The sequence below is a fragment of the Rhizobium sp. PEPV16 genome (genome assembly GCF_008919455.1).
Classification (GTDB): Bacteria; Pseudomonadota; Alphaproteobacteria; order Rhizobiales; family Rhizobiaceae; genus Rhizobium; species Rhizobium leguminosarum_Q.
Window position 1 is genome coordinate 1 of record NZ_VSZV01000334.1, and the last position, 20505, is coordinate 20505.

23 protein-coding genes are annotated in these 20505 nt (G+C 61.4%); 8 read left to right on the plus strand and 15 right to left on the minus strand.

Annotation, left to right across the window (positions count from 1 at the left end; translation table 11 throughout):
• Positions 1–72: 72 nt before the first annotated feature.
• From FY112_RS23975 to FY112_RS23985, 3 genes are all read right to left on the minus strand, one after another.
• Complete coding sequence (locus FY112_RS23975; RefSeq protein WP_246700731.1) at positions 73–1134, minus strand: sulfite oxidase; 1062 nt, start codon at positions 1132–1134, stop codon at positions 73–75.
• Between the two features lie 470 nt (positions 1135–1604).
• Complete coding sequence (locus tag FY112_RS23980) at positions 1605–4070, minus strand: adenylate/guanylate cyclase domain-containing protein (protein ID WP_151519424.1); 2466 nt, start codon at positions 4068–4070, stop codon at positions 1605–1607.
• 83 nt (positions 4071–4153) lie between these two features.
• A complete protein-coding gene (locus FY112_RS23985; protein ID WP_151519425.1) occupies positions 4154–5251 on the minus strand; it encodes a branched-chain amino acid ABC transporter substrate-binding protein in 1098 nt (365 codons plus the stop codon).
• A gap of 442 nt (positions 5252–5693) precedes the next feature.
• Between FY112_RS23985 and FY112_RS23995 the strand changes: the two genes are divergently transcribed.
• Entirely contained in the window at positions 5694–6044 is a 351-nt protein-coding gene (locus tag FY112_RS23995) for a DUF2200 domain-containing protein (protein ID WP_151519427.1), read from the plus strand.
• An 87-nt stretch (positions 6045–6131) separates the two neighbouring features.
• Here FY112_RS23995 and FY112_RS24000 read toward each other — a convergent pair whose 3' ends face one another.
• Positions 6132–6830, minus strand: coding sequence for a TetR/AcrR family transcriptional regulator C-terminal domain-containing protein (locus tag FY112_RS24000; RefSeq protein WP_151519428.1), 699 nt, complete (start codon positions 6828–6830; stop codon positions 6132–6134).
• A gap of 192 nt (positions 6831–7022) precedes the next feature.
• On the opposite strand from FY112_RS24000, the gene FY112_RS24005 reads away from it, so the two are divergent.
• The 3 genes from FY112_RS24005 (at position 7023) to FY112_RS24015 (ending at position 8521) form a co-directional block, all read left to right on the plus strand.
• Positions 7023–7508, plus strand: coding sequence for a RidA family protein (locus FY112_RS24005; RefSeq protein WP_151519429.1), 486 nt, complete (start codon positions 7023–7025; stop codon positions 7506–7508).
• Positions 7509–7650: 142 nt separating this feature from the next.
• The gene (locus FY112_RS24010; RefSeq protein ID WP_043294428.1) at positions 7651–8076 is read left to right on the plus strand and encodes a hypothetical protein; all 426 of its coding nucleotides are present in this window, start codon (positions 7651–7653) and stop codon (positions 8074–8076) included.
• Positions 8077–8212: 136 nt separating this feature from the next.
• On the plus strand, positions 8213–8521 hold the full coding sequence (locus tag FY112_RS24015; RefSeq protein ID WP_017959279.1) for a Dabb family protein: 309 nt from the start codon (positions 8213–8215) through the stop codon (positions 8519–8521).
• Between the two features lie 34 nt (positions 8522–8555).
• Here the strand turns inward: FY112_RS24015 and FY112_RS24020 are convergent, their stop codons facing one another.
• The 6 genes from FY112_RS24020 to FY112_RS24040 all read right to left on the minus strand — a co-directional run bounded on the left by FY112_RS24020 (position 8556) and on the right by FY112_RS24040 (position 13090).
• Positions 8556–9455, minus strand: a complete 900-nt coding sequence (locus FY112_RS24020; RefSeq protein ID WP_131630174.1) for a metal ABC transporter substrate-binding protein — start codon at positions 9453–9455, stop codon at positions 8556–8558.
• A 16-nt stretch (positions 9456–9471) separates the two neighbouring features.
• The gene (locus tag FY112_RS24025) at positions 9472–10344 is read right to left on the minus strand and encodes a metal ABC transporter permease (RefSeq protein ID WP_151519430.1); all 873 of its coding nucleotides are present in this window, start codon (positions 10342–10344) and stop codon (positions 9472–9474) included.
• Positions 10341–11090 (minus strand): metal ABC transporter ATP-binding protein, encoded by a 750-nt coding sequence (locus FY112_RS24030; RefSeq protein WP_151519431.1) that lies wholly within the window; start codon positions 11088–11090, stop codon positions 10341–10343. The genes FY112_RS24025 and FY112_RS24030 overlap by 4 nt, the downstream gene beginning before the upstream one ends.
• Positions 11087–11215 carry a hypothetical protein gene (locus FY112_RS38490; protein WP_017959275.1) on the minus strand — a complete coding sequence of 43 codons (129 nt, stop codon included), beginning with the start codon at positions 11213–11215 and terminating at the stop codon, positions 11087–11089. The genes FY112_RS24030 and FY112_RS38490 overlap by 4 nt, the downstream gene beginning before the upstream one ends.
• 419 nt (positions 11216–11634) lie before the next feature.
• Positions 11635–12120, minus strand: coding sequence for a peroxiredoxin (locus FY112_RS24035; RefSeq protein ID WP_011650769.1), 486 nt, complete (start codon positions 12118–12120; stop codon positions 11635–11637).
• A gap of 130 nt (positions 12121–12250) precedes the next feature.
• Positions 12251–13090 (minus strand): protein-disulfide reductase DsbD domain-containing protein, encoded by an 840-nt coding sequence (locus tag FY112_RS24040; protein WP_151519432.1) that lies wholly within the window; start codon positions 13088–13090, stop codon positions 12251–12253.
• 141 nt (positions 13091–13231) lie between these two features.
• On the opposite strand from FY112_RS24040, the gene FY112_RS24045 reads away from it, so the two are divergent.
• The 3 genes from FY112_RS24045 (at position 13232) to FY112_RS24055 (ending at position 15383) form a co-directional block, all read left to right on the plus strand.
• Positions 13232–13837 (plus strand): YqgE/AlgH family protein, encoded by a 606-nt coding sequence (locus tag FY112_RS24045; protein ID WP_151519433.1) that lies wholly within the window; start codon positions 13232–13234, stop codon positions 13835–13837.
• Between the two features lie 114 nt (positions 13838–13951).
• Positions 13952–14143 (plus strand): CsbD family protein, encoded by a 192-nt coding sequence (locus tag FY112_RS24050; RefSeq protein ID WP_003546001.1) that lies wholly within the window; start codon positions 13952–13954, stop codon positions 14141–14143.
• Between the two features lie 154 nt (positions 14144–14297).
• Positions 14298–15383, plus strand: a complete 1086-nt coding sequence (locus FY112_RS24055; protein WP_017959272.1) for a putative zinc-binding metallopeptidase — start codon at positions 14298–14300, stop codon at positions 15381–15383.
• A gap of 269 nt (positions 15384–15652) precedes the next feature.
• Here FY112_RS24055 and rnhA read toward each other — a convergent pair whose 3' ends face one another.
• From rnhA to FY112_RS24080, 5 genes are all read right to left on the minus strand, one after another.
• Positions 15653–16108, minus strand: coding sequence for a ribonuclease HI (gene rnhA, locus FY112_RS24060; protein WP_017959271.1), 456 nt, complete (start codon positions 16106–16108; stop codon positions 15653–15655).
• Positions 16105–17070, minus strand: coding sequence for a homoserine kinase (locus FY112_RS24065; protein ID WP_131630175.1), 966 nt, complete (start codon positions 17068–17070; stop codon positions 16105–16107). Before FY112_RS24065 ends, rnhA begins: the two co-directional genes overlap by 4 nt.
• 55 nt (positions 17071–17125) lie before the next feature.
• Entirely contained in the window at positions 17126–18127 is a 1002-nt protein-coding gene (gene ispH, locus FY112_RS24070) for a 4-hydroxy-3-methylbut-2-enyl diphosphate reductase (RefSeq protein WP_003545997.1), read from the minus strand.
• A 63-nt stretch (positions 18128–18190) separates the two neighbouring features.
• A complete protein-coding gene (locus tag FY112_RS24075; RefSeq protein WP_151519434.1) occupies positions 18191–18946 on the minus strand; it encodes an SURF1 family protein in 756 nt (251 codons plus the stop codon).
• A complete protein-coding gene (locus tag FY112_RS24080) occupies positions 18939–19319 on the minus strand; it encodes a DUF983 domain-containing protein (RefSeq protein ID WP_003545995.1) in 381 nt (126 codons plus the stop codon). Before FY112_RS24080 ends, FY112_RS24075 begins: the two co-directional genes overlap by 8 nt.
• A gap of 234 nt (positions 19320–19553) precedes the next feature.
• On the opposite strand from FY112_RS24080, the gene FY112_RS24085 reads away from it, so the two are divergent.
• Positions 19554–20195, plus strand: a complete 642-nt coding sequence (locus FY112_RS24085) for a chloramphenicol phosphotransferase (RefSeq protein ID WP_131720370.1) — start codon at positions 19554–19556, stop codon at positions 20193–20195.
• The last annotated feature ends 310 nt before the right edge of the window (positions 20196–20505 follow it).

The following is a 20505-nucleotide window of genomic DNA, read 5'->3' on the forward strand; positions in this document are numbered from 1 at the left end:
ACGCGCGCCGGCCGGTCGACCATCCGACTCCGCTTGAGCCAACAGAATGCTTCAATCTAACCCGGAAAGGCTCTAGATCACGAATTCCTCCTCGTACGTCTGTGGCTCGGGAACGACCGTAACCTCTACCGGAACGATCCAATTGGCCGCGTAGCTCTCGCAGTCGGAACGCTGGAGGTCGGGCTGCACGCGCCCCGCCCCATCGATCGCGCGACATCGCAGTATATATCGCCCCACTTCTTCAGGGGTCCACATGTACTCCCACAAGCGCCATGCAAAGGGACGTTCTGTTTCGAGGAGCCTTCCCTCGCGCCAGCCCCTGCCATCTCCGGTGCAGACCTGCACCTGCCGGATAACAGCCTCTCCGCTCCAGGCGGCTCCGAAAATCCGGTACGGTTGGCCGGCGATGAGACGCGCCCCCTGTACGGGACGCGCGATCTGCGCTTTGACCTCCATCTCCGCAAGGGGGACCAGCCTGGGTTCCCCGAGGCTGCGCTCCCAACGGAAATAGTCGCGCGCCTGCCAGTAGCCAAGGAACGGTTGCTCCACAACCGTGATATGCGTGATCCACTTGACCCAAGCCATGCCGAACCAGCCACCCACGACCGCGCGTAGCGGGTAGCCGTGATCGCGCGTCAACGGTTCCTCGTTCATCGAATAGGCAAGCATCGTGCTGTCAGCTAGGGCCTTCTCAAGCGGTAAACTGCGCGCAAAAGCGATGGGGCCGGGAGAAGCCGTTTTCTTGTTTGTGTCGACGACGCCGCTGTCGGCGCCTGCGAGGAGAACCTCACGTGCGGTTCGCTTAACGCCCGCCATTTCCAAAATCTCGCGCAGAAGAACACCTGTCCAGGCGGCATTGCCAACGGCTCCGTTCTGCCACTGCAACCCCTCCTTCGGCGGCTCATAGTAGACGCGCCCGTTCCCTGCACACTCGACGACGGCGGTGAGAGTCGTGCTCCGCATCGCCTTGATGCTGTCGAGGTCAAGTTCGAGCGGCCGCTCCACCGCCCCGCCAACGCGCAATCTCCAGTCTCGCGCATCGAGGTCCGGCGATGGGAAATGGTTTCGCACGAAGAACATCTCGGTCGGGATCAGCCAATCGGAGAGCGACGCAAACGGAAACTCGATGTTCAATGGGGATTTCTGTCGAACTATTAGACCGGGTTGCTCTGCTGTCGGCATCGTCCTCGTCTCCCTTTCAAGAGCACAACGTCGGCTTTCGGTCGCGCGAATTCCGGTACGATCACACCGCCCCCCCGCAGTGCGTCCGTCGCATTCCGCCTTCGGGCCGCATTCTAGCACATACCGCACGTTCCTCGGCTCGACCTCAAACGGCAGCAAAGTGGCCGACGGCGGTCGTGACCGCTTTGCGCCCCCATAATGGTCATCGAGCAAGCGGTCGTGTTGCTGCAAAGCGGACATAGTGCAGTGACAACATGGGTCGCAGTTACGCCAACAGCAGTCGTTCGTCCGGATTCGGACCAATGACCGCGCCATTTCATGGGCCTAGCCAGCGTTGCAGGAAAGTCGAGTTGCGACGCTAGCCCGAGGGCTGGTCGACGAGGTTGGTGCCTGTAGAGGCGACAACCCGCGCGAACGTTAGCCTACGACCCAGGCTTGTGACAAAGTCGATCGAGCGTGTCTCGAAGTGCGGCGGCGGCCTGATCGCGCTCATCGGTAGACATAAGCTCGGGCTCAGCTTCCAATCTCAGGTGCGGCAGTTCGGTGCGGATAGTACGACGGCTGCGGACCAGATTTTCCTTCAGATCGACCACGCGATAGGTGGCGACCGGATAGGCTATTCCCTTTACGTGGACATGCCCCAGTTCCTCACACTCGATCGTGTCCTTCACTTGCGCAAACGTCTCATAAGAAATGAGCACGGTGCCCGGCGACGCTTCCTGCTCAAGGCGCGAGGCGAGATTCACGGCGCCGCCGATTATCGTGTAATCCATCCGGTCCTCGCTGCCGAAGTTGCCCACAGTGCAGTAGTCTGTGTGAATGCCAATGCGGCAGCGCAGCGGTGTTTCAATTCCGATATCGCGCCAGATTTCCCTAAGCTCGCTCATTCGCTTTTGCATGGCGAGAGCCATCTGCACGCAGGCGAGCGCGTCATCCTTGACGCCGCGGGTTTCCGGATCGCCGAAAAACATCAGGATGGCGTCTCCGACATACTTGTCGATCGTCGCGCCGTGATCTGAAGCAATCTTCGACATTTCCGTCAGGTAGTGATTGAGGAGCTGTGTGAGATCCTCGGATTCCATTTTGTCTGTGGTTTCGGTAAAGCCGGCGATATCGGAGAAGCATATCGTCAGCTTCTTCCGCTGGCTGGCGATTCTAACGTCCTGGCGGCCGGTGAATATGGAGTTATACACTTGCGGCGCCAGGTATTTCGCCAGCTTGCTGGAAAGCGCCTCGAGAGCTGCGGATTTCTCGGCAAGGTTTTCCTCCCGTTGCTTCAGCTCGGTGATGTCCGAGTAGACGGCCACCGTGCCGCCAGCCGTCCGCCGCTCGCTAATCATGATCCATCGCCCGTCGCGACGCCGCTGCACCCACGTTTCACCAGGGTTGCGATGCCGCGAAAGCCGCTCGGCAACCCACTCCTCGACTCGCCCCTCAGCATCCTTGATGTAGCCGGCCTCAGCGGACCGGCGAACAATCTGCTCGAATGTCGTGCCGGGTGTCATTTCCTCCAGGCCGGCGTACAACAGCTCGCGGTAGCGGCTATTGCTCAGCACGAGCCTGTCCTCGCCATCGTACAGAGCGAATCCTTCGGAGATGCTCTCGATGGCATCCACAAGCCGCTGGCGCGCTTCCGCAACCTCGCGCAGGCTGTTTTCCTCCACCTCGACCGCAGTATCCCGGAACAGCTTGAGCGCCCCGGCCATGCGGCCAATTTCGTCGCGGCCTCCGGCGGGCATCTGTGCATGCAGATTGCCGCCCGCGATTGCCAGCATGCTTTGGCTTACCTCTCCCAGACGGGCGAGAAGGCTGCGATCGACATAGAGCCAGACAACCAGAACCGAACTCAGGAGGCTTAGAAGGGCCGAGCCAAGAACAATGCCCGTACCGTAGCGCCGGACGACCGAGACTTCGAGGGCGGACGCGGCGATCTCATGGTTTGCCTTTGCAACCAGGCGATCGACGGCCGCGGTAAGGTCGCGCGATAGCCGACTGTTTTCAGCCAGAAGCTTTTCGCCCTGTGCAAGGACAGCAAACTCGTCCTGTCGTACCTTCGGGATCCCGTTCTCACCGTCGGTCAGCGACTTCAACTCGTCCAACCGTTGTTGGAAGCGGGTCCGCAACTTTTCGTCGATCTCGGTGGAGACCGTTTCGAGTACGGCGAGCGACCGGCGCAGCGGAAACAGGATCAGCTTCAGATCTCCCGGCGTAGGCGCGTTGGCAGTTTTGACCAGCGCGTCGTTGACTGCTGAGATCTCCTGTTGCGCCCTCTGCTGGGGGATGTAGGCCGCGATTGCCTTGACCAGGTCGCTCGTCGCCGCAGCACGCGCGTCGGGTGGTGCGGCGGAATCAGCTACCGCTGCGCGCCACTGGGGAACCTTGGAGTTCATCACGACGATACCGGGCGCGACGAGACGCTGACTTGCATTTGTCGTGTCCGATAAGCGGCGCAGCAACTCCTCCTTGCGCTGAACCATGGTAAGGCGAACGGCCACAAGATAGTCGAGAGCATCGAGGTTTCGTCGTAGACCAATCACCGCGTCTTCGATTTCAGTCACCGCCGTCGCGCTGAATGCGGTGCCTTTAAGTGCGGCGAGCAACTCTTCGAGACGCCGCATCTCGACTCCGATCGCAGCTGAGACCTCGTTGTGCTGAACCGTGCTGGTCGCCGCCAGCACTGACGGCGCGGTGGAGGCGACCCTCTCAGCCTGGCGCGACAGTTGGAGAGAGGCGAGCGCCGTCGGCACCCGTTCCTTGGTGATGCGATCGACCACGTCGCCGACCTGAAGGAAGGCATAGAGAGCTGCGGCGGTCGCGAGCACTGCGAAGGTGCTGATGCCGAAGAAAGCGAGCAACAAGCGCCCGCGTATGCCGATGCGTTCAAACATAGCGGCAACCGCAAGGTCTGGCTTGCGCAGCCACTAAAGTCTGCACAGATTGGTCTAAAGCGATCCACCCGGCCGGCGGTTGACTATTCCAGCGGCACGTATTCGCCACCCTTCCAGACATACCAAATCCAGCTTTGAACGGTGAGGTCGCCCTTGTCGTCGAAATCGACCCGGCCCATTACCGTTTCAAATTGATTACCTTGCATTGAGGCGATCACCTCTTGCGGCCTTAGAGAACCGGCCTTCTTCACCGCCTGCGACCAGACCTGGACGGCGGAATAACTGAGCAGTGTGTAGCCTGCGGGCTCGAAATTCTCGGCACGGAAACGCTCGACGACTTGAGCCGCCTGAGGGACGCGCCGTGGGTCCGCGCTAAACGTGAAGAGCGTACCCTCGGCGGCAGATCCGGCGATCAGTGCAAAGTTCTCGCTCGCCATGCCATCGCCTGAGACGAGTTGAAGTGCGTAGGCGCGGTCTCGTGAAGCGCGAACCATAAGCGCGACCTCGGGCAAATACCCACCAACATACAACACGGCGATGCCGGCGCCATGTAACGCCGAGATCTCGGCCGTATAGTCGTTCTTCCCAGGCGTGAAGGCCTTGTAGATCGCTTCGGTGACACCCCGCTTATTCAACTGCTTTCTGGTCTCGTCGGCGAGCCCCTTCCCATAGGTGGTGTTGTCGTGAAGGATCGCTATTTTCTTGTCACCCCAACGATCGGCCAAATAGTTGCCGGCTACCACCCCCTGCGCGTCGTCGCGACCAATGACGCGGAAAACATTGGCACGACCTTGTTCGGTCAACAGCGGATTGGTCGAACCCGGTGAAATCTGTAGAACTCCCGCGGCCTCGTACACCTTGGATGCCGGGATCGAGGCCTGGGAACAGTAATGCCCGACGACGAGCACCACACCGTCAGCCACCAGTTTCTGGGCGGCCGCCACAGCCTGCTCGGGATCGCAAAAGTCGTCGACCGTGATGAGTTGCACCTGGTGCCCGAGCACGCCGCCAGTTGCATTGATGTCGGCCACTGCCATCTCTGTGCCGCGCTGCATCTGCTCCCCGATCCAGGCGAGCGGTCCTGTGACCGGGCCTGCAGCTCCGATCAGGATCTCCGCCCGCGCTAGACTGCCAAGCGAAACGACGAGCGCGACGATAGCTGCAGTGATGCTGCTGCGCATGGTGTACCCCCTTCAGAGCTTACGCCAATTTAGTGCCCGCCGACAGCCCCCGCGCAGGCGCAGATATCTCCGCCATTTCTGTAGCGCACTTGCCTCTTATCTGTATGGGCTGGTCAGGAGTTGACGTTCCTGCGAGGTACCTCATTGTCTGCTTTGGGCGCCAATCCCAGCCCTTGGCGGCAAGAACTTTGATGTCCGCTTTTCATGTTGGGCTTCCTAGCAGCGGACGGTCGGCCATCGGCCCCGTAGCGGTCGTCGACTCAAGTCGAGCCAATGTCCGTTGTTGGTGCAATCCGGTCGAAGACGCGCGGCGCTGTAGAGATGCCGCCTTTGCACTGATCTACTTCGCGCTCGCGGAAGCTTACCCATTATCGGCCACTTGTTGAGGTCTTGAAACCAGCTATCTCAAGCCGGAAAATATCTGGAATGTTGAGGAGCAGGCATGACGAAGCATCGCATCTATTCCATCAGCGTCGCGAGCGTCTATCCCCACTATGTCGCCAAGGCAGAGAAGAAGGGACGCACGAAGGCGGAGGTCGATGAAATCATCTGTTGGCTGACGGGGCATAACCAGCAGAGCCTGGACGATCAGTTGGCTGCGAAGACCAACTTCGAGGATTTCTTTGCGCAAGCGCCTCAGATGAATCCCTCCCGATCGTCGATTACGGGCGTGATCTGCGGTGTCCGCGTGGAAGACATCCAGGAAACGACGATGCGGGAAATCCGCTATCTGGACAAATTGATCGACGAACTCGCGAAGGGGAAAGCGATGGAGAAAATCCTGCGGAAATAGCCGGGAAACCGTGTCGCGGCGGTACCCGCGCTCACCCGCGGCACGCGCGCAGAATCCGGCACCGTCTCGTCCAGGAATGACGAATGTTCACCGGCGCGGAGCAAGACCATCGAGCAGGAAGTCGAGGCCCTTCCTGAAAGCGCCGTCCCAATCATTATCCAGCAGCAGACGGGAGCGTTCGATCGTCGGGTAGTGCTGGCTCAGACCTGTCAGGCGCTGCTGCGCGGCCGCCCTGTCGTCATCCGAGAGATCGAAGTTCGCCCGGGTGATGGTCGCGCCGATCACATAGTTCCAGAGCGACCAGATCGCGACGTTCAAATCCGCATCAGTGACACCGGCTCCGGACAAGGTCTTGCTCAGCAGTTCCAGGCGGGCGAGGATGTTCGGGCCGAGCGCCCGGCGCGGCAGCAGCGAGGCCGACCAGGGATGGCGCAGCATGCTGGCGCGCCAGTCTTCGAGCATATGAACGATGTCGCCGCGCCAGTCTCGGGACTCGACGATGTCAGGTGGTCCGCGATATTCGAGCACCGAATCCAGCGCCAGATCGAAGACCTTTTCCTTGTTGTCGACGTGCCAATAGAGGCTCATCGCGCCCGAGCCGAGGCGATCGGCCAGCCGGCGCATCTTCAATCCGTCGACGCCCTCTGCATCCAGCAGTTCTACCGCGGTCGCCACGATCCGCTCCAGGGAAAGAGTCGATTCACTGCGCGGCTCCTGCCCGGACTGCGGTGACGCACCTCTCCGCCCAGACCCTTTGCTCTCAGCGCCGCTGCGTTTGGCTGCCATTCGTCTTCCTTATCGATCAGACGTCGATCTAAGCCGACAATGCTGGGAATGTCGATGCTGACCAATTGACTCGTACGCTGTACGATGCAATTTAGTCGTACGCCGTACGAGTCAATCACGTGGCGATAAGATTCCACCCTGCAGGCCGCGAGGATCCGTCGCTCGCAGCCCTCAGATGCCCGAGAGAATGTCATGTCACGCGCAATCAAGCATCTCATTATCGGAGGACTCATCATGACCATCAGCGTTCCCACTGCGGCGACAGCCACTGAGGACGATCTCAAGCTGACCATCGTCAATCCAAAAAACCTCTACGACCCCTCGCCGAATGGCTACAGCACGGCGGTGATCGTGCCGCGCCAAGGCCGGCTGGCCTACATCTCCGGACAGGGCGGCCAGGACAGCACGGGCGCCTTGTCGCCCGACTTCGCCATCCAGGTGAAGCAGGCCTATGCGAACCTGCGCACCGCCCTTGATGCGCTCGGCGCAAAGCCGGATCAGGTCGCCAAGCTAACGGTCTTCGTGGTCGATCACGACATGTCCAAGCTCGAGGTGTTGACCAGGAACGTCAAGGACATGTTCGGCGAAGCATTGCCGGCGCAGACGCTGATTCCCGTTCCCAAGCTTGCCATCGACCCCATGCTCTTCGAGGTCGAAGCCGTGGTCGTCCTGGAATAGCGGCGGCGACAGATCTGCACAATTTCGGATTTTCCCGGTGGCGCGCCAACATCTGCTTGGCGCGCCACCCTTCCTTTTTTTGATGGCCATTGACCAACGGCCTGGGATGTGCGTCTCTCATTGCTTGCACAAGGAAAATCCCATGCTCAAGTTTCTGCTCGCCCTCTCGATGGGTGTTTTTTGCGTATCGCCGCTTCAGGCCGCTGAGATCACTCCGGTCACCAAAAGCTGCCAACCGGGGGCAAAACAGGCGCAATGCGAGCGATGGGTCACGGATATCAAGAAAGCCGTCACGCTGGCTTATAAAGGCGACCACGGGGCGCAGGTGACCGTTGCCTTCTGCCTGTCCACCGGTTGCCATGGTGCCGTTGCCATCGACAAGGTCGCCTCCTGCAGCTGGCATCTCGTCATCGCCAATTCCGGTTCTACGACAGTGCTCGACAGTTCAAACACCAGGAACACCTGCCGGCCGATGACGGCGGCCGAGAAAGACCAAGCCCGCGCGCTGGCGAGCGATCTCGTCCAGAAGATCTACAAGCGGCCCCTGGTCAAGACCGACCAGATGTAATCTGCCCGGCTCACGGCTTGCGGCGCAACGCCTGCGTGAAAATAAATCTCGTTGCTCTCCCGGCTTTCGCCGCTATTCTCCAGCCAAAGAAAATCGGCCAAAGAAAATCCGGCCAAAGAAATCGGGAGGACCACTGATGATCCTGCACTGCGTATTCCTGCGGCTGAAGACCGCGGTCACGGCCGAAGACAAGCAGTCGCTTTTTGCGGCGATCGTCGCCCTGAAACAGCTCATTCCCGGCATACTGGATATCAAATACGGGCCGAATGTTTCGCCCGAAGGGCTGCATGGCGGCTTCGTCGACGGGTTTGCCGTGACCTTTGAAAGCGCCGAGGCCCGCGACGCCTATCTCATCCACCCAGAGCACGTGACGGTCGGCGAGCGCATCGTCTCATCGACGGATGGAGGCCTTGCCGGCATACTGGTCTTCGACCTCAATTTGTGAGGGCCGCAGGACAGGCCTGCAGCCCTCGATTTCCTCAGCTCGATTTCGCCATGGCGGCGGCGAGTTGGTCGACATTGTACTTGAACATCTTCTCATAGGTCGGCGCCGGCCCCTTGGCGTCGGATAGGGATTCGACATAGAGCTCGCCGCCGGGCTCGGCCCCGGTTGCCTTGGCGACCTGCTTGACCAGGCGCGGATCGTTGGAATTCTCGAAGAAATAGGCTTTCACATGCTCGCCCTTGATCTGCTCGATCAGCTTGGCGACGTCGGCGGCCGATGCCTCGCTTTCTGTGGACAGGCCAAGCGGGGCGAGGAAGCTGACATTATATTCGCGGCCGAAATAACCGAAGGCATCATGGCTGGTCAGCACCTTGCGGCGATCGTCGGCCACCTTGTCGAATTTCGCATGGGCGTAGGCGTTCAATTCGTCCAGCGTCTTGGTGTATTTCTCGGCGTTGGCCTTGAAGGCGGCGGCGTCCGAGGGATCGGCCGATGACAGCGCCTTTTCGATATTGGCGACCCAGACCTTGACGTTGACGGGGCTATTCCAGACATGCGGATCGGTGATTTTTTCGCCGTCCTCTTCCATCGTGCGGGTGTTGATGCCTTCGGAGACGGTGACCGGCTTGCCCTTGTAGCCCGAGGCGGTGATCAACCGGTCCATCCAGCCTTCCAGCCCCTCGCCGCTGACGAAGGTAACCTGCGCTGCTTTCAAATTCTTCGCGTCGGCCGGCGACGGCTCGAATTCATGGGGATCGCCGTTCGGCCCGACGAGGCTCGTCACCTTGACGTGCTCGCCGCCGACCTGTTTGACGACATCGGCAAGCACGGTGAAGGACGCCACAACCTTCAGCGTTTCGGCAGAGGCCGGCATGGCCGACAGCGCCATCAAAGCGGGAATTGCTGCGGAGAGAAGCAGTCTGTGCGGTGTCATCGAAGTCTCCTTGGGATCAGCCCTTCAAATGCGGGCGGGGGAAGAAGCGCCGGGCTAAGCCGGAGGGCGCGAAAAGAATAGAAAAGCCGTAGAGGATCGCCGCCGTCATGATGATCGTCGGGCCGGAGGCGAGTTCGAGATGGTAGGAGGCGATCAGGCCGAGATAGCCGGAGGCGGCAGCACTTGCGGCTGCTATCGCCATCATCACCGGTAGACTACGCGACCAGAGCTGGGCGACGGCTGCCGGCAGCATCATCAGGCCGACTGCCATCAGCGTGCCGAGCGCCTGGAAGCTGGCGACGAGGTTCAGCACCACGAGCAGCAGGAAGAGGACATGATAGACCGGCCCGCGCCCGCCGACGGCGCGCAGGAACCCCGGATCGAAACATTCGGCCACCAGCGCCCGGTAGATGAAGGCGAGGATGACGAGGGTCAGCGAAGTGATCGCGCCGATCAGATAAAGGGCGGGAGCATCAATCGCCAGGATGGTGCCGAAGAGCACATGCAGGAGGTCGATATTCGAGCCGCGCAGCGAGACGATCAGCACGCCGAGCGCCAGCGAGGCGAGATAGAAGCTGGCAAAGCTCGCATCCTCCTGCAGCACGGTCAATCGGCTGACGGCGCCGGACAGCAGCGCCACCGACAGGCCGGCGATCAGCCCGCCGAGGCCCATTGCCGTCAGCGACAGAGAGCCGGCGACGAGGTAACCGATGGCAGCCCCCGGCAGCACGGCATGGCTCATCGCGTCGCCCATCAGGCTCATGCGCCGCAGCATCAGGAAGACGCCGATCGGGCCGGAGCCGAGCCCGAGGCAGAGGCAGGCGACGAGCGCCCGGCGCATGAAGCCGTAATCGGCAAAGGGCGCGAGAAAGAGATCGTAAGCCGTCATGCCGCCGGCGCCTCTTCGGGTGCGCAGGCATTCGCATCCTCATCCCAGCGCTCGGCCATGGCGCGAGCCTTCAGGAGATTGACGGAGGACATGACGTCTGCGGTCGCACCCCAGCCGACCAATTCACGGGCGAGCAGCAGGGTTTGCGGAAAATGGGCGCGAACGAGCTCGAAATCGTGGAGCACGGCGATTACCGTGCGGCCTTCGCCATGCCAGCGGGTGACGATATCAACGAGGTCCCTGGTCGTGCGGGCATCGATTGCGGTAAACGGCTCGTCGAGCAGGATAATGCCGGCATCCTGCAGCAGCAGGCGGGCAAAGAGCACGCGCTGGAACTGGCCGGCCGACAGCGAGCCGACATGGCGCCGGCCGAAGCCTTCGAGCCCGACGGCGGAGAGCGCCTCGCCTGCCCTTTTCACCTCGGCGGGCGCGATGCGGCCGAAGGCTCCCGTCTTCTTCCAGGCGCCGAGCATGACGGTGTCGATGACCGAGATCGGAAAGCGCCGGTCGATCTCGGCCGCCTGCGGGAGGTAACCGAATTCCGCCCGCCCCAGCCGGTGCTCGACCCTGCCTTCGGCGGGACGAAGCTCCCCCATGATCGCCTTCAGCAGCGTCGACTTGCCCGCCCCGTTCGGCCCGGCGATCGCCGTCAGGCTGCCTGCGGCGAAGGCGCCGGAGACATGATGGACGGCGGGGTGCCTGTTATAGGCGACGGTCAAATTCTCGATACGGATCAGCGGCGTCATGGCAAGACAACCGCCCAGTGGATCGCCAGCCACAGGAGCGCAATGACCAGCGCCATGCCGATCACTCTGGATAAAGCCGACTGCCCGAGCAGGCTGACGGAGGGGCGGTCGGGGCTCGGGGGCATGGCGCATCCTGCAATGTAATAACATTACTGCTATGTTATAACGATTGCGGCGAGATTGAGGCGGGATTTGCTATAAACGAGAGGAAGGGTGCGGCCATTTGGCCGTCAGCCTTCGATGCTGCCGCGGCACACAAGGCGCGTGCATCCTGCTATACTTTGCTGTCTTGCTCCGGAAGCCACCGACGTGCCGCGCCAGTTGCGTTCGGTTTGGCAGATCACGATGTGAACTTGTTCCAGCAGACGTTGCTGTCTTGCTCCGAAGTTCACCCCACCCTCCGTCCTCCTCGGGCTTGACCCGAGGATCCACATTGACCTTCGCAAGCCCGGGCATGGATTCCAGGCTCAAGGCCTGGAATGACGGAGATTGGGGGTAGCGTTTCTGCCAGACCGCCGTTGGCGATGCCATCGCTATCGAGAGATCAGAGCTGTTCCAGCATCGCGGCAGCACCCGAGACGGTTGCCTGGCCGGGGCTTTCCTCGACGTTGAGGGCTTTGACCACCCCGTCTTCCACCAGCATCGAATAGCGCTTCGAGCGGAGGCCGAGGCCGCCGGCGGAGAGGTCGGCGTCGAGGCCGACGGCCTTGGTGAAGCCGGCATCCCAATCGGCGAGGAAGTGGATCTTGCCCATACCGCCTGACGATTGCGCCCAGGCGCCCATCACGTGCCAGTCGTTGACGGCGACGACGGCGATGTCGTCGACGCCCTTGCCAAGGATGGTGTCCCGGTTTTCGAGATAACCCGGAAGGTGGTTCAGCGAGCAGGTGGGCGTGAAGGCGCCCGGCACGGCAAAGAGCACGACGCGCTTGCCGGCGAAGAGCTGATCGGTGGTGATTTCGACGGGGCCGTCAGCCGTCTTTTCCTTGAAGGTGGCGGCAGGAAGCTTGTCGCCGATCGCGATGGTCATGGTCTTCTCCTTGGTTCTGTCCTTAGCGGTTTCCGGCTCCGGGGGGGTCCGGGCTTTGGGTTCTGGCTTTGGAAATTCCGGCTTGGCGGCGGCGGGCGCCGCAGGGATCGGAGGCGACTATAGGAGCCCATCATTGAAAGGCAAGTGTGGTCTCCATCGCCCTTTCGCCGTCAATGACGAGCACGCTCCATTGCTTGCCTGCTATGTCATAATCCTTCGGCAGCTTGCCAATTGATATATCGACCTTGAAGGTCCTGCCGTCGCGTTTGCCGCCGATCTGCTCGGTGAAGGCATAGCCGCTCGGACCGGTGACGATGATATCGGGCGCGGTCTTCCCCTCACCCGGCAAGACGAGATCAAGCGACAGCGTCTTCCTGTCAGGCGACATCGCGTGCGCAGTCACGTCGAAATCCTCAGATGGCGGCTTCGGCAGGCTCGCATCGGCGGCCTGAAGGATCGCCTCCTCTTGCGGGTGCGACTGGATGGCGGGGCCAAGCTTCAATTCAAAACTCGCCTGGAAGGGAATGCAGATATCCTTGCAGATGCCGATGAAGGCGGCGGCGTCGATGGTAACCGGGCCTTTGCCGGGCGCCGTCAGCGACAGCGGCAGCGTCACCGGCGCGTCATAGGCGATATCCTCGATCGCGCCCTTGAAAAAATGCTTCGGAACGGGATAGGCGATGGCATCGAGGCTGACGTCGCTCTCCGGCGCGATGGTGATTTGCGGCGGAATGCCGCTGTTGCCGGGCTCCTTCCAATAGGTGATCCAGCCGGGCTTCGGCTCGATCTGAAGGGCGGCGCGGATTTTGCCGCCGGCATCGGGTGCGAGCGCCACGAGGCGCATGCGGCCGCCCTCGTTTTCCGCCCAGGCGCTCATTTCCGCATGGGTGGAAGAAAACGGCACAAGGGCTGCGACCGCTGACACAACCGCGATTAAAAGCCTGCGCGGGCCTGAGGAAATAATCATCATGGAACAAAGGTTTACCGAATGTGCTGTTTGGCCGCCAGAAGTCGCGGCGATTTAAATCTTCATTTTCAGTTGATTGATGTGTGACATTGGCCCATGTTTCTTTTGTCGAGGCCTTGGTGCGGTCTAGCAGCAGGAGGAACGATGTCCTTATTGACGCTGAAGAACAGACGGGAACGTGGCTTCTTCGATGGCCAGTTCCTCATCGCCATGCCGGGCATGGAAGATCGCAATTTTGCGCGCACTGTCATCTACATCTGCGCGCATTCGGATGCCGGCGCCATGGGCTTCGTCATCAACCGGCCACAGAGCCTCACTTTCACCGATGTGCTGCTGCATCTCGATATGATCAAGCAGGAAGATTCGATCGTGCTGCCGAAGCGGGCCCGCGATTTCCCGATCCAGACCGGCGGCCCGGTGGAAAGCGGCCGCGGCTTCGTGCTGCATTCGGACGATTATTCCAGCGACTCCAGCATTCCCGTCAGCGACGACATCTGCCTGACGGCGACGCTCGATATCGTGCGCGCCATCTCCAAGGGCGATGGGCCGACGCGGGCGACGATGCTGCTCGGCTATTCCTCCTGGGCGGCCGGCCAGCTCGAAAGCGAGGTCGTCAACAATGGCTGGCTCACCTGCCCGGCCAATGAGGAATTGATCTTCGACCGCAGCCTCGACGACAAATATGAGCGGGCGCTCGCCGGCATGGGCGTGACCGCTGCCATGCTTTCGGCCGAAGCCGGCCATGCTTGAGGGGCTGGCCTGACAGCAGCTGACCTGACGGCAGCGGGAACGAATAGCTGCAAGTGACGTTTCATTTCGGCAAGCATGGACAAAAGCCCATGCCGACCAAGGAGACATCACATAATGGGTAGCACCAGCGACAAAATTTCCGGTAAGGCAAACGAAATTGCCGGCAAGACCAAGCAGGCCGTCGGCAAAGCGACGGACGATCGCGAAATGCAGGCCAAGGGCGCCGTCCAGGAAGCCAAGGGCAAGGGACAGGTCGCAACCGGCAAGGTCAAGGACAAGCTCAAGGGCGCCGTCGACCGGCTCTGAGCGACAGCGTCTCTTCACACACGCAAAGACGCTGTGATTCCGATTTAAGGAATGCGCAGTAGACGCTCATCCTTTATCACCATGCCTGCTGCGCCCCTCGTGCGGCAGGCATTTTTCAATCCCCCCACCCTCATGCTTTGCAGAGATAGACACGATGAAGCTTTTTGCCTGCGACAATTGCGATCAGGTCGTCCACTTCGACAATCGTCGATGCGTGCGTTGCAACCATCGCCTCGGCTTCCTGCCCGGCGATCTCGCCATGCATGCGCTGGAACCGCGCGACGAGACGCTCTGGCAGCTCGTTTCCAATCCCGATCGCGACGTCCGCTTCTGCGCCAATGCCAGCCTCGACATCTGCAACTGGCTGGTGGACGATGATGGCGAGAGTGAATTCTGCGTTGCCTGCCGCCATAACCGGCTGGTTCCGAACACCGATACCCAGGACGGCATCGATCGCTGGCGGCGCATCAGCCAGGCGCAGCGTCATCTGTTTTATTCGCTGCTGCGCTGGAAGCTGCCGCATCCGGATCGGGCGCAAGACCCGCAAGGCGGCCTGGTCTTCGATTTCCTCGAGGATTCAATCGAGAGCAACGGCTTTATCGTGCCTGCTATGACCGGTCACGAGGAAGGCCTGATCACCATCCGCGCCGCAGAGGCCGACGATGCGACGCGCGAACAGGCGCGCAGCTCGATGAACGAACCCTACCGCACGCTGCTTGGCCATTTCCGCCACGAGGCCGGCCATTTCATCTGGAACAAACTGGTGCGCGATCGGGGCGGCCTTGCCGATTTCCGCGCCGTCTTCGGCGACGAACGGCAGGATTATATGGCGGCCCTCCAGACCCATTATGCTGGCGGCGCGCCTTTGGGATGGCAGGACAATTTCATCAGCGCCTATGCGGCGTCGCACCCCTGGGAGGATTTCGCCGAATGCTTCGCGCATTACCTCCATATCGTCGATACGCTCGAAACCGCACGCGCCTTCGGCATCGCCATCGATCCACGCGGCCATGAGGAAATCGCAGGCGAGGTGGATTTCATCCCCTACAGGGCAAGGAGCGCCGAACAGCTAGTCAGCGCCTGGGTGCCGCTCAGCATCGCGATCAATGCCATCCAGCGCAGCATGGGCCAGCCTGACTCCTATCCCTTCGTGCTGTCCTCACCTGTTGTGGCAAAACTCGAATATCTGCACCGGCTGATCCAGGGCGCGGCGACGGCGCCGCAGCAGCGGGCGGCTTGAGTTGCTGGAAGGCCGTCGCATCGCTGCCGTCAGGTAAGTGTCCGCCCGATGGAACCCCCATCGGCTATCTGGTCCGCCGGCGGAGAGATTGGGCGAGAACGCCACCCCAATCTCCGTCATCCTCGGCCTTGAGCCGAGGATCTATGCCCGATGCTGATGGACACTAGCGTGGATCCTCGGGTCAAGCCCGAGGATGACGGAGGGTGGGGTTGGCGGAAGGCAAATAACGCAAGTGGGCTTTTCCCTGGCGGATGCGTGAGGCTGCACACTTAAAACGAAACCGCCTTACCCTTCTTGAACGGCTCCATGCCCCGGCGGGCGAGTTCGTCGGCGCGTTCGTTTTCCGGGTGGCCGGCGTGACCCTTGACCCAGTGCAGCGTCACCTTGTGGCGATCACGGGCCGCCTCCAGCGCCTGCCAGAGCTCGGCATTCTTCACCGGCTTTTTGTCAGCGGTCTTCCAGCCGTTTTTCTTCCAGCCGAAAATCCACTTGGAGATGCCGTCCTTGACATAGGCGCTGTCGGTATAGAGATCGACCTCGCAGGGCGTTTTCAGCGCCGATAGCGCCGAGATCGCCGCCAGCAGCTCCATGCGATTGTTGGTCGTATCCGCCTCGCCGCCGCAAAGCTCCTTTTCGACATCGCCGTAGCGCAGCACCGCGCCCCATCCGCCGGGGCCGGGATTGCCGGAGCATGCGCCGTCGGTAAAAATATCGACGTGTTTCATAGGCTCAATCCATATTCGGCGGGCGATTTGATCTGGCGGTGGAACCGCAGCTTGCGGAGATATTCGAGCGGGTCCTTCTTGGTGACCATGGCGCCCTCAGGCGTCGTCAGCCAGTCATAGAGCCGGGTCAGGAAGAAGCGCAGCGCCGACCCACGCGACAGCACCGGCAGGGCTGAGATTTCGGCATCGCTCAGCGGCCGAACGCTCTGGTAGCCTTCGAGCATCGCCGTGCCCTTGGTGATGTTATAGGCGCCGTCCTTCTCGAAGCACCAGGCATTCAGGCAGATCGAGACGTCATAGGCGAGCAGGTCGTTGCAAGCGAAATAGAAATCGATCAGGCCGGAGAGCTGGTCGCCGAGGAAGAAGACGTTGTCGGGGAAGAGGTCGGCGTGGATGACGCCGGCCGGCAGGCCACTCGGCCAGGCGGCGGAGAGGAAGTCGAGTTCGCTGCGGATCTCGGTCTGCAGGCCGGGCTCGACCTCGCCGGCGCGCGCTTCGGATTTCTCCCAGAGCCCCCGCCAGCCGTCGATCGACAGCGCATTCGCCCGCTTCAACTCGAAACCATCGCCGGCCACATGCATCTCGGCCAACGCCCTGCCGACCTCGCGGCAGTGCTTGGCCTCCGGCTTTCTCAGCCACATGCCTTCGAGGAAGGAGATCAGAGCCGCCGGACGGCCGGAGAGCGAGCCGAGCAGCGCGCCGTCCCGACGGGGCAGCGGCAGCGGGCAGGACAGGCCGCGAGCGGCAAGATGCTGCATCAGGCCGAGGAAGAACGGCAGGTCGCTCTTTTCCACGCGCTTCTCATAGAGCGTCAGGATCAGCGGCTCCTTGGAGGTGTGAAGCAGGAAGTTGGAGTTCTCGACGCCTTCGGCGATGCCCTTGTAGGAGAGCAGCGTGCCCGCGTCATATTCCGTCAGGAACCATTTCAGATCGTCTTCGGCGATATCGGTATAGACTGCCAAGTGAGGTCTCGTCTCTGCATTATGGATGAAGGATTGCCCAGGCCGCAATGACGACCTAGCCGTTGACGAAGGCCATGTCGGCGGCCGTCAGCTCGATGCTGCGCAGTTCGCGGTTGACGAGGAAGTTTTCGGTTTCCTGAACCGTTTCGGCCAATTCGACGCGGGCGTCGAAGCGGGCGCGGAAAGCCTCGATGATCTCGTTGACGATGACTTCGGGGGCCGAGGCGCCGGCGGAGAGGCCGAGCGTCGAAATCGCGCCGATCTCGTCCCAGTCGAGCTCGGCGGCCCGCTGCACGAGGATCGATTTCTTCGCTCCTGCCCTGAGCGCCACTTCGACGAGGCGCTTGGAATTGGACGAGTTCGGCGCGCCGACAATGATGAAGAGATCGCAGCCGGGCGCTGCCTGCTTCACCACTTCCTGGCGGTTGGTCGTCGCATAACAGATCGAATCCGCTGCCGGCGCCGTCAGGTTCGGGAAGCGCTCATGCAGGCGGGTGATGACGCCGGCCGTATCGTCGACCGACAGCGTCGTCTGGGTGACATAGCCGAGATTGTCGGGATCAACAGGGACGTAGGCGTCGGCATCCTCGATCGTCTCGATCAGCGAGACCGACCCCTCCGGCAACTGACCCATCGTGCCGATCACCTCGGGATGGCCGGCATGGCCGATGAGGACGACATGGCGGCCGAGGCGATTGTGGCGCATTGCCTGCTTGTGGACCTTGGAGACCAGCGGGCAGGTGGCGTCGAGATAGAAGAGGTTGCGGCTTGCCGCATCCTCCGGCACGGATTTCGGCACGCCGTGGGCGGAGAAGACCACCGGCTGGGCGCGATGTTCGGCCGGGATCTCGTCCAGCTCCTCGACGAAGACGGCGCCCTTGGCTTCCAGCCCTTCGACGACATAGCGATTGTGGACGATCTCGTGGCGCACATAAACCGGCGCGCCATAGGATTTCAGCGCCAGCACGACGATCTGGATGGCACGGTCGACGCCGGCGCAGAAGCCGCGCGGACCGCAGAGCCTGATCGTCAAAGGAGGTTTCGCCGCAATATTCATGTCTGTTCCGGGTTTAGAGATTTAGGGACCTCTAGCCCAATATGGTCGAGAATTGAAGTGATACTATTGCTGAGGTGCGTTGCCCCCTTTGCGGAACCAGGAGATCGCCACCACGACGACAAGCACGGCGGCCAGCCCGTACCAGGTGAAAGCATATTGCAGATGGTCGTTGGGCAGATCCATCTGGGTGACGCCGCCGATCGGCAGGCCGGCCGGATTGGGGGTGGAATCGGCATCGACGAAAAAGGGAATGACGCTCGCTTTTTCCAGCCCGACGCTCTCGGCCATGACGTCGAGATCCTTCCAGTAGAAGATGTTCTTGGCGACGTCGTTGTCGGGCACCACCCAGGAAGGCTTGCGGGCGAGCTTTTCGCGGGCTAGGCCGGTGACGGTCTGCTCTCCCGTCAGCTGGCCCTGCATGCGCATTTCCGGCTCCTTATTGTCATAGGGAACGAAGCCGCGATTGACGAAGAGAATGTGACCGCCGGCAACCTCCAGCGGGGTATAGACGTAAAAGCCGGTCTGGCCGCGCCATGTGGCGAAGAAGTGTCGCTCCTTGTTGTTGATATAGCGGCCGGTGGCGGTCACCTTGCGGTATTCAATATCGCCGCCTGCAGCCGCCATCGCCTCGATGTCGGGAAGCGGCACGGGGCTTGCTGCCTGCCGCGCGGCAATATCGGCGATCAGGCCTTCCTTCCAGTGCAGGCGCTCCACCTGCCAGGTGCCGAGCGAAATCAGGATGGCAAGGGCAATCAGCACCAGGATGCCGGTGAAAATCGGCAGCCGGCGGCGCGGCGCGGCATGGTCGATATCAGTCACTCAGGCGTCCTTCGCGGGCATTATGGCGGTATTGCATGGCGATCAGGATGCCCTTGAACCAGCGCAGCGTCAGCAGCGACAGGATAATCGTCAACGGAGCGAAGAGCAGGATATGCACCCAGATCGGCGGCCCGTAATTCACCTGCAGCCACAGCACCATGCCGATGACGATGAAGCCGACGATGAGGATGACGAATACGGCCGGGCCGTCACCGGAATCGGCAAAAGAATAATCGAGGCCACAGGCGGCGCAGCGCGGCTTCACGCCGAGCAGACCATCGAAGAGTTTGCCCTGGCCGCAGCGCGGGCAGCAGCCCTTGATGCCGGTCTTCACCGGATCGACGGGCGGAAAATGGGCGCTGTCCTCGTTCATTCCATTCCTTCTGGCAGCCTTGGCGGCGCGGCTTTTTCGATGCTGCCTTAACTCTCCCATAAATTATTCGCAGGACGAAGGGAAATGCCTGCGTGATTTCGTCCCGCTGATAGTTCCTCACATCGGAATCTATGTGAGGAACTATCAGCAATTCAAAATGTTACAGCGTCTTGGCCGCGTCTGAAAAGTCGCGCGGCGCTGCAATGATTCGCGCCAAACAGAAGAAGAAGACTGATGACCAATGATAGCCCTTCCGTGCAGATCATTATCCTGAACGGCGCGCCGCGGAGCGGCAAATCGAGCATTGCGCGCGCTATCCAGGAGGAGTTCGAAGGCCCGTGGATCAACCTCGGCGTCGACAGCTACAACGCCATGACACCGAAACGCTACCTTCCGGGCATCGGACTGCGGCCGGGCGGTGAACGACCGGACCTGGAGGAACTGGTGCCGTTCTTTTATGCGGCGCTCTACGAATCGATCGCCATCCATGCCAGCCTGGGGCTTAATGTCATCGCCGATCTCGGCCACCACGACAGCTATTCGCAGCCACTGGGCATCCTCGGCGATTGCGCCCGGCGACTGGAAGACTTTCCCGTGCTGTTCGTCGGCGTGCGCTGTCCGATCGAGACGATCATGCAGCGGCGCGACATTGCCCAGGAAGGGCGCGAGACGCTTTATCTCAGCGCCACCGAAGACGTACCAGTCCCGGAACCGGTGCAGCGCTGGCAGGATGAGGTTCATCGTCCCGGCATCTACGACATGGAGATCGATACGTCGGTGCTGACACCGCTCGAATGCGCCGAAGCGATCCGCCACCAGTTGGATCTCGGTATTCCCGAGCCTTCGGCCTTCGAACGGATCGCCGGGGTACGCTGAGGCGATAAAAGCGGGAGCCCTTACCTCGGCCGAAGAGATTGCCGCACCTGCCCCTCATCCGGCTGCCGCCACCTTCTCCCCGTAAACGGGGCGAAGGGGACATGCCGCAACCTCTCGATTCCCTCTTCTCCCCAGCGGGGAGAAGGCGCCCGTAGGGCGGATGAGGGGGCCGGCGAAGCCGGTCTTTAAAACAACATTCATGCGGGATTCAACCGCACTCGCGTCGGCACGGCGGGATAGTTAAGATGAGAGGGCGTGCCGTGTGGCCCCCTCATCCGACCCTTCGGGCCACCTTCTCCCCGCTGGGGAG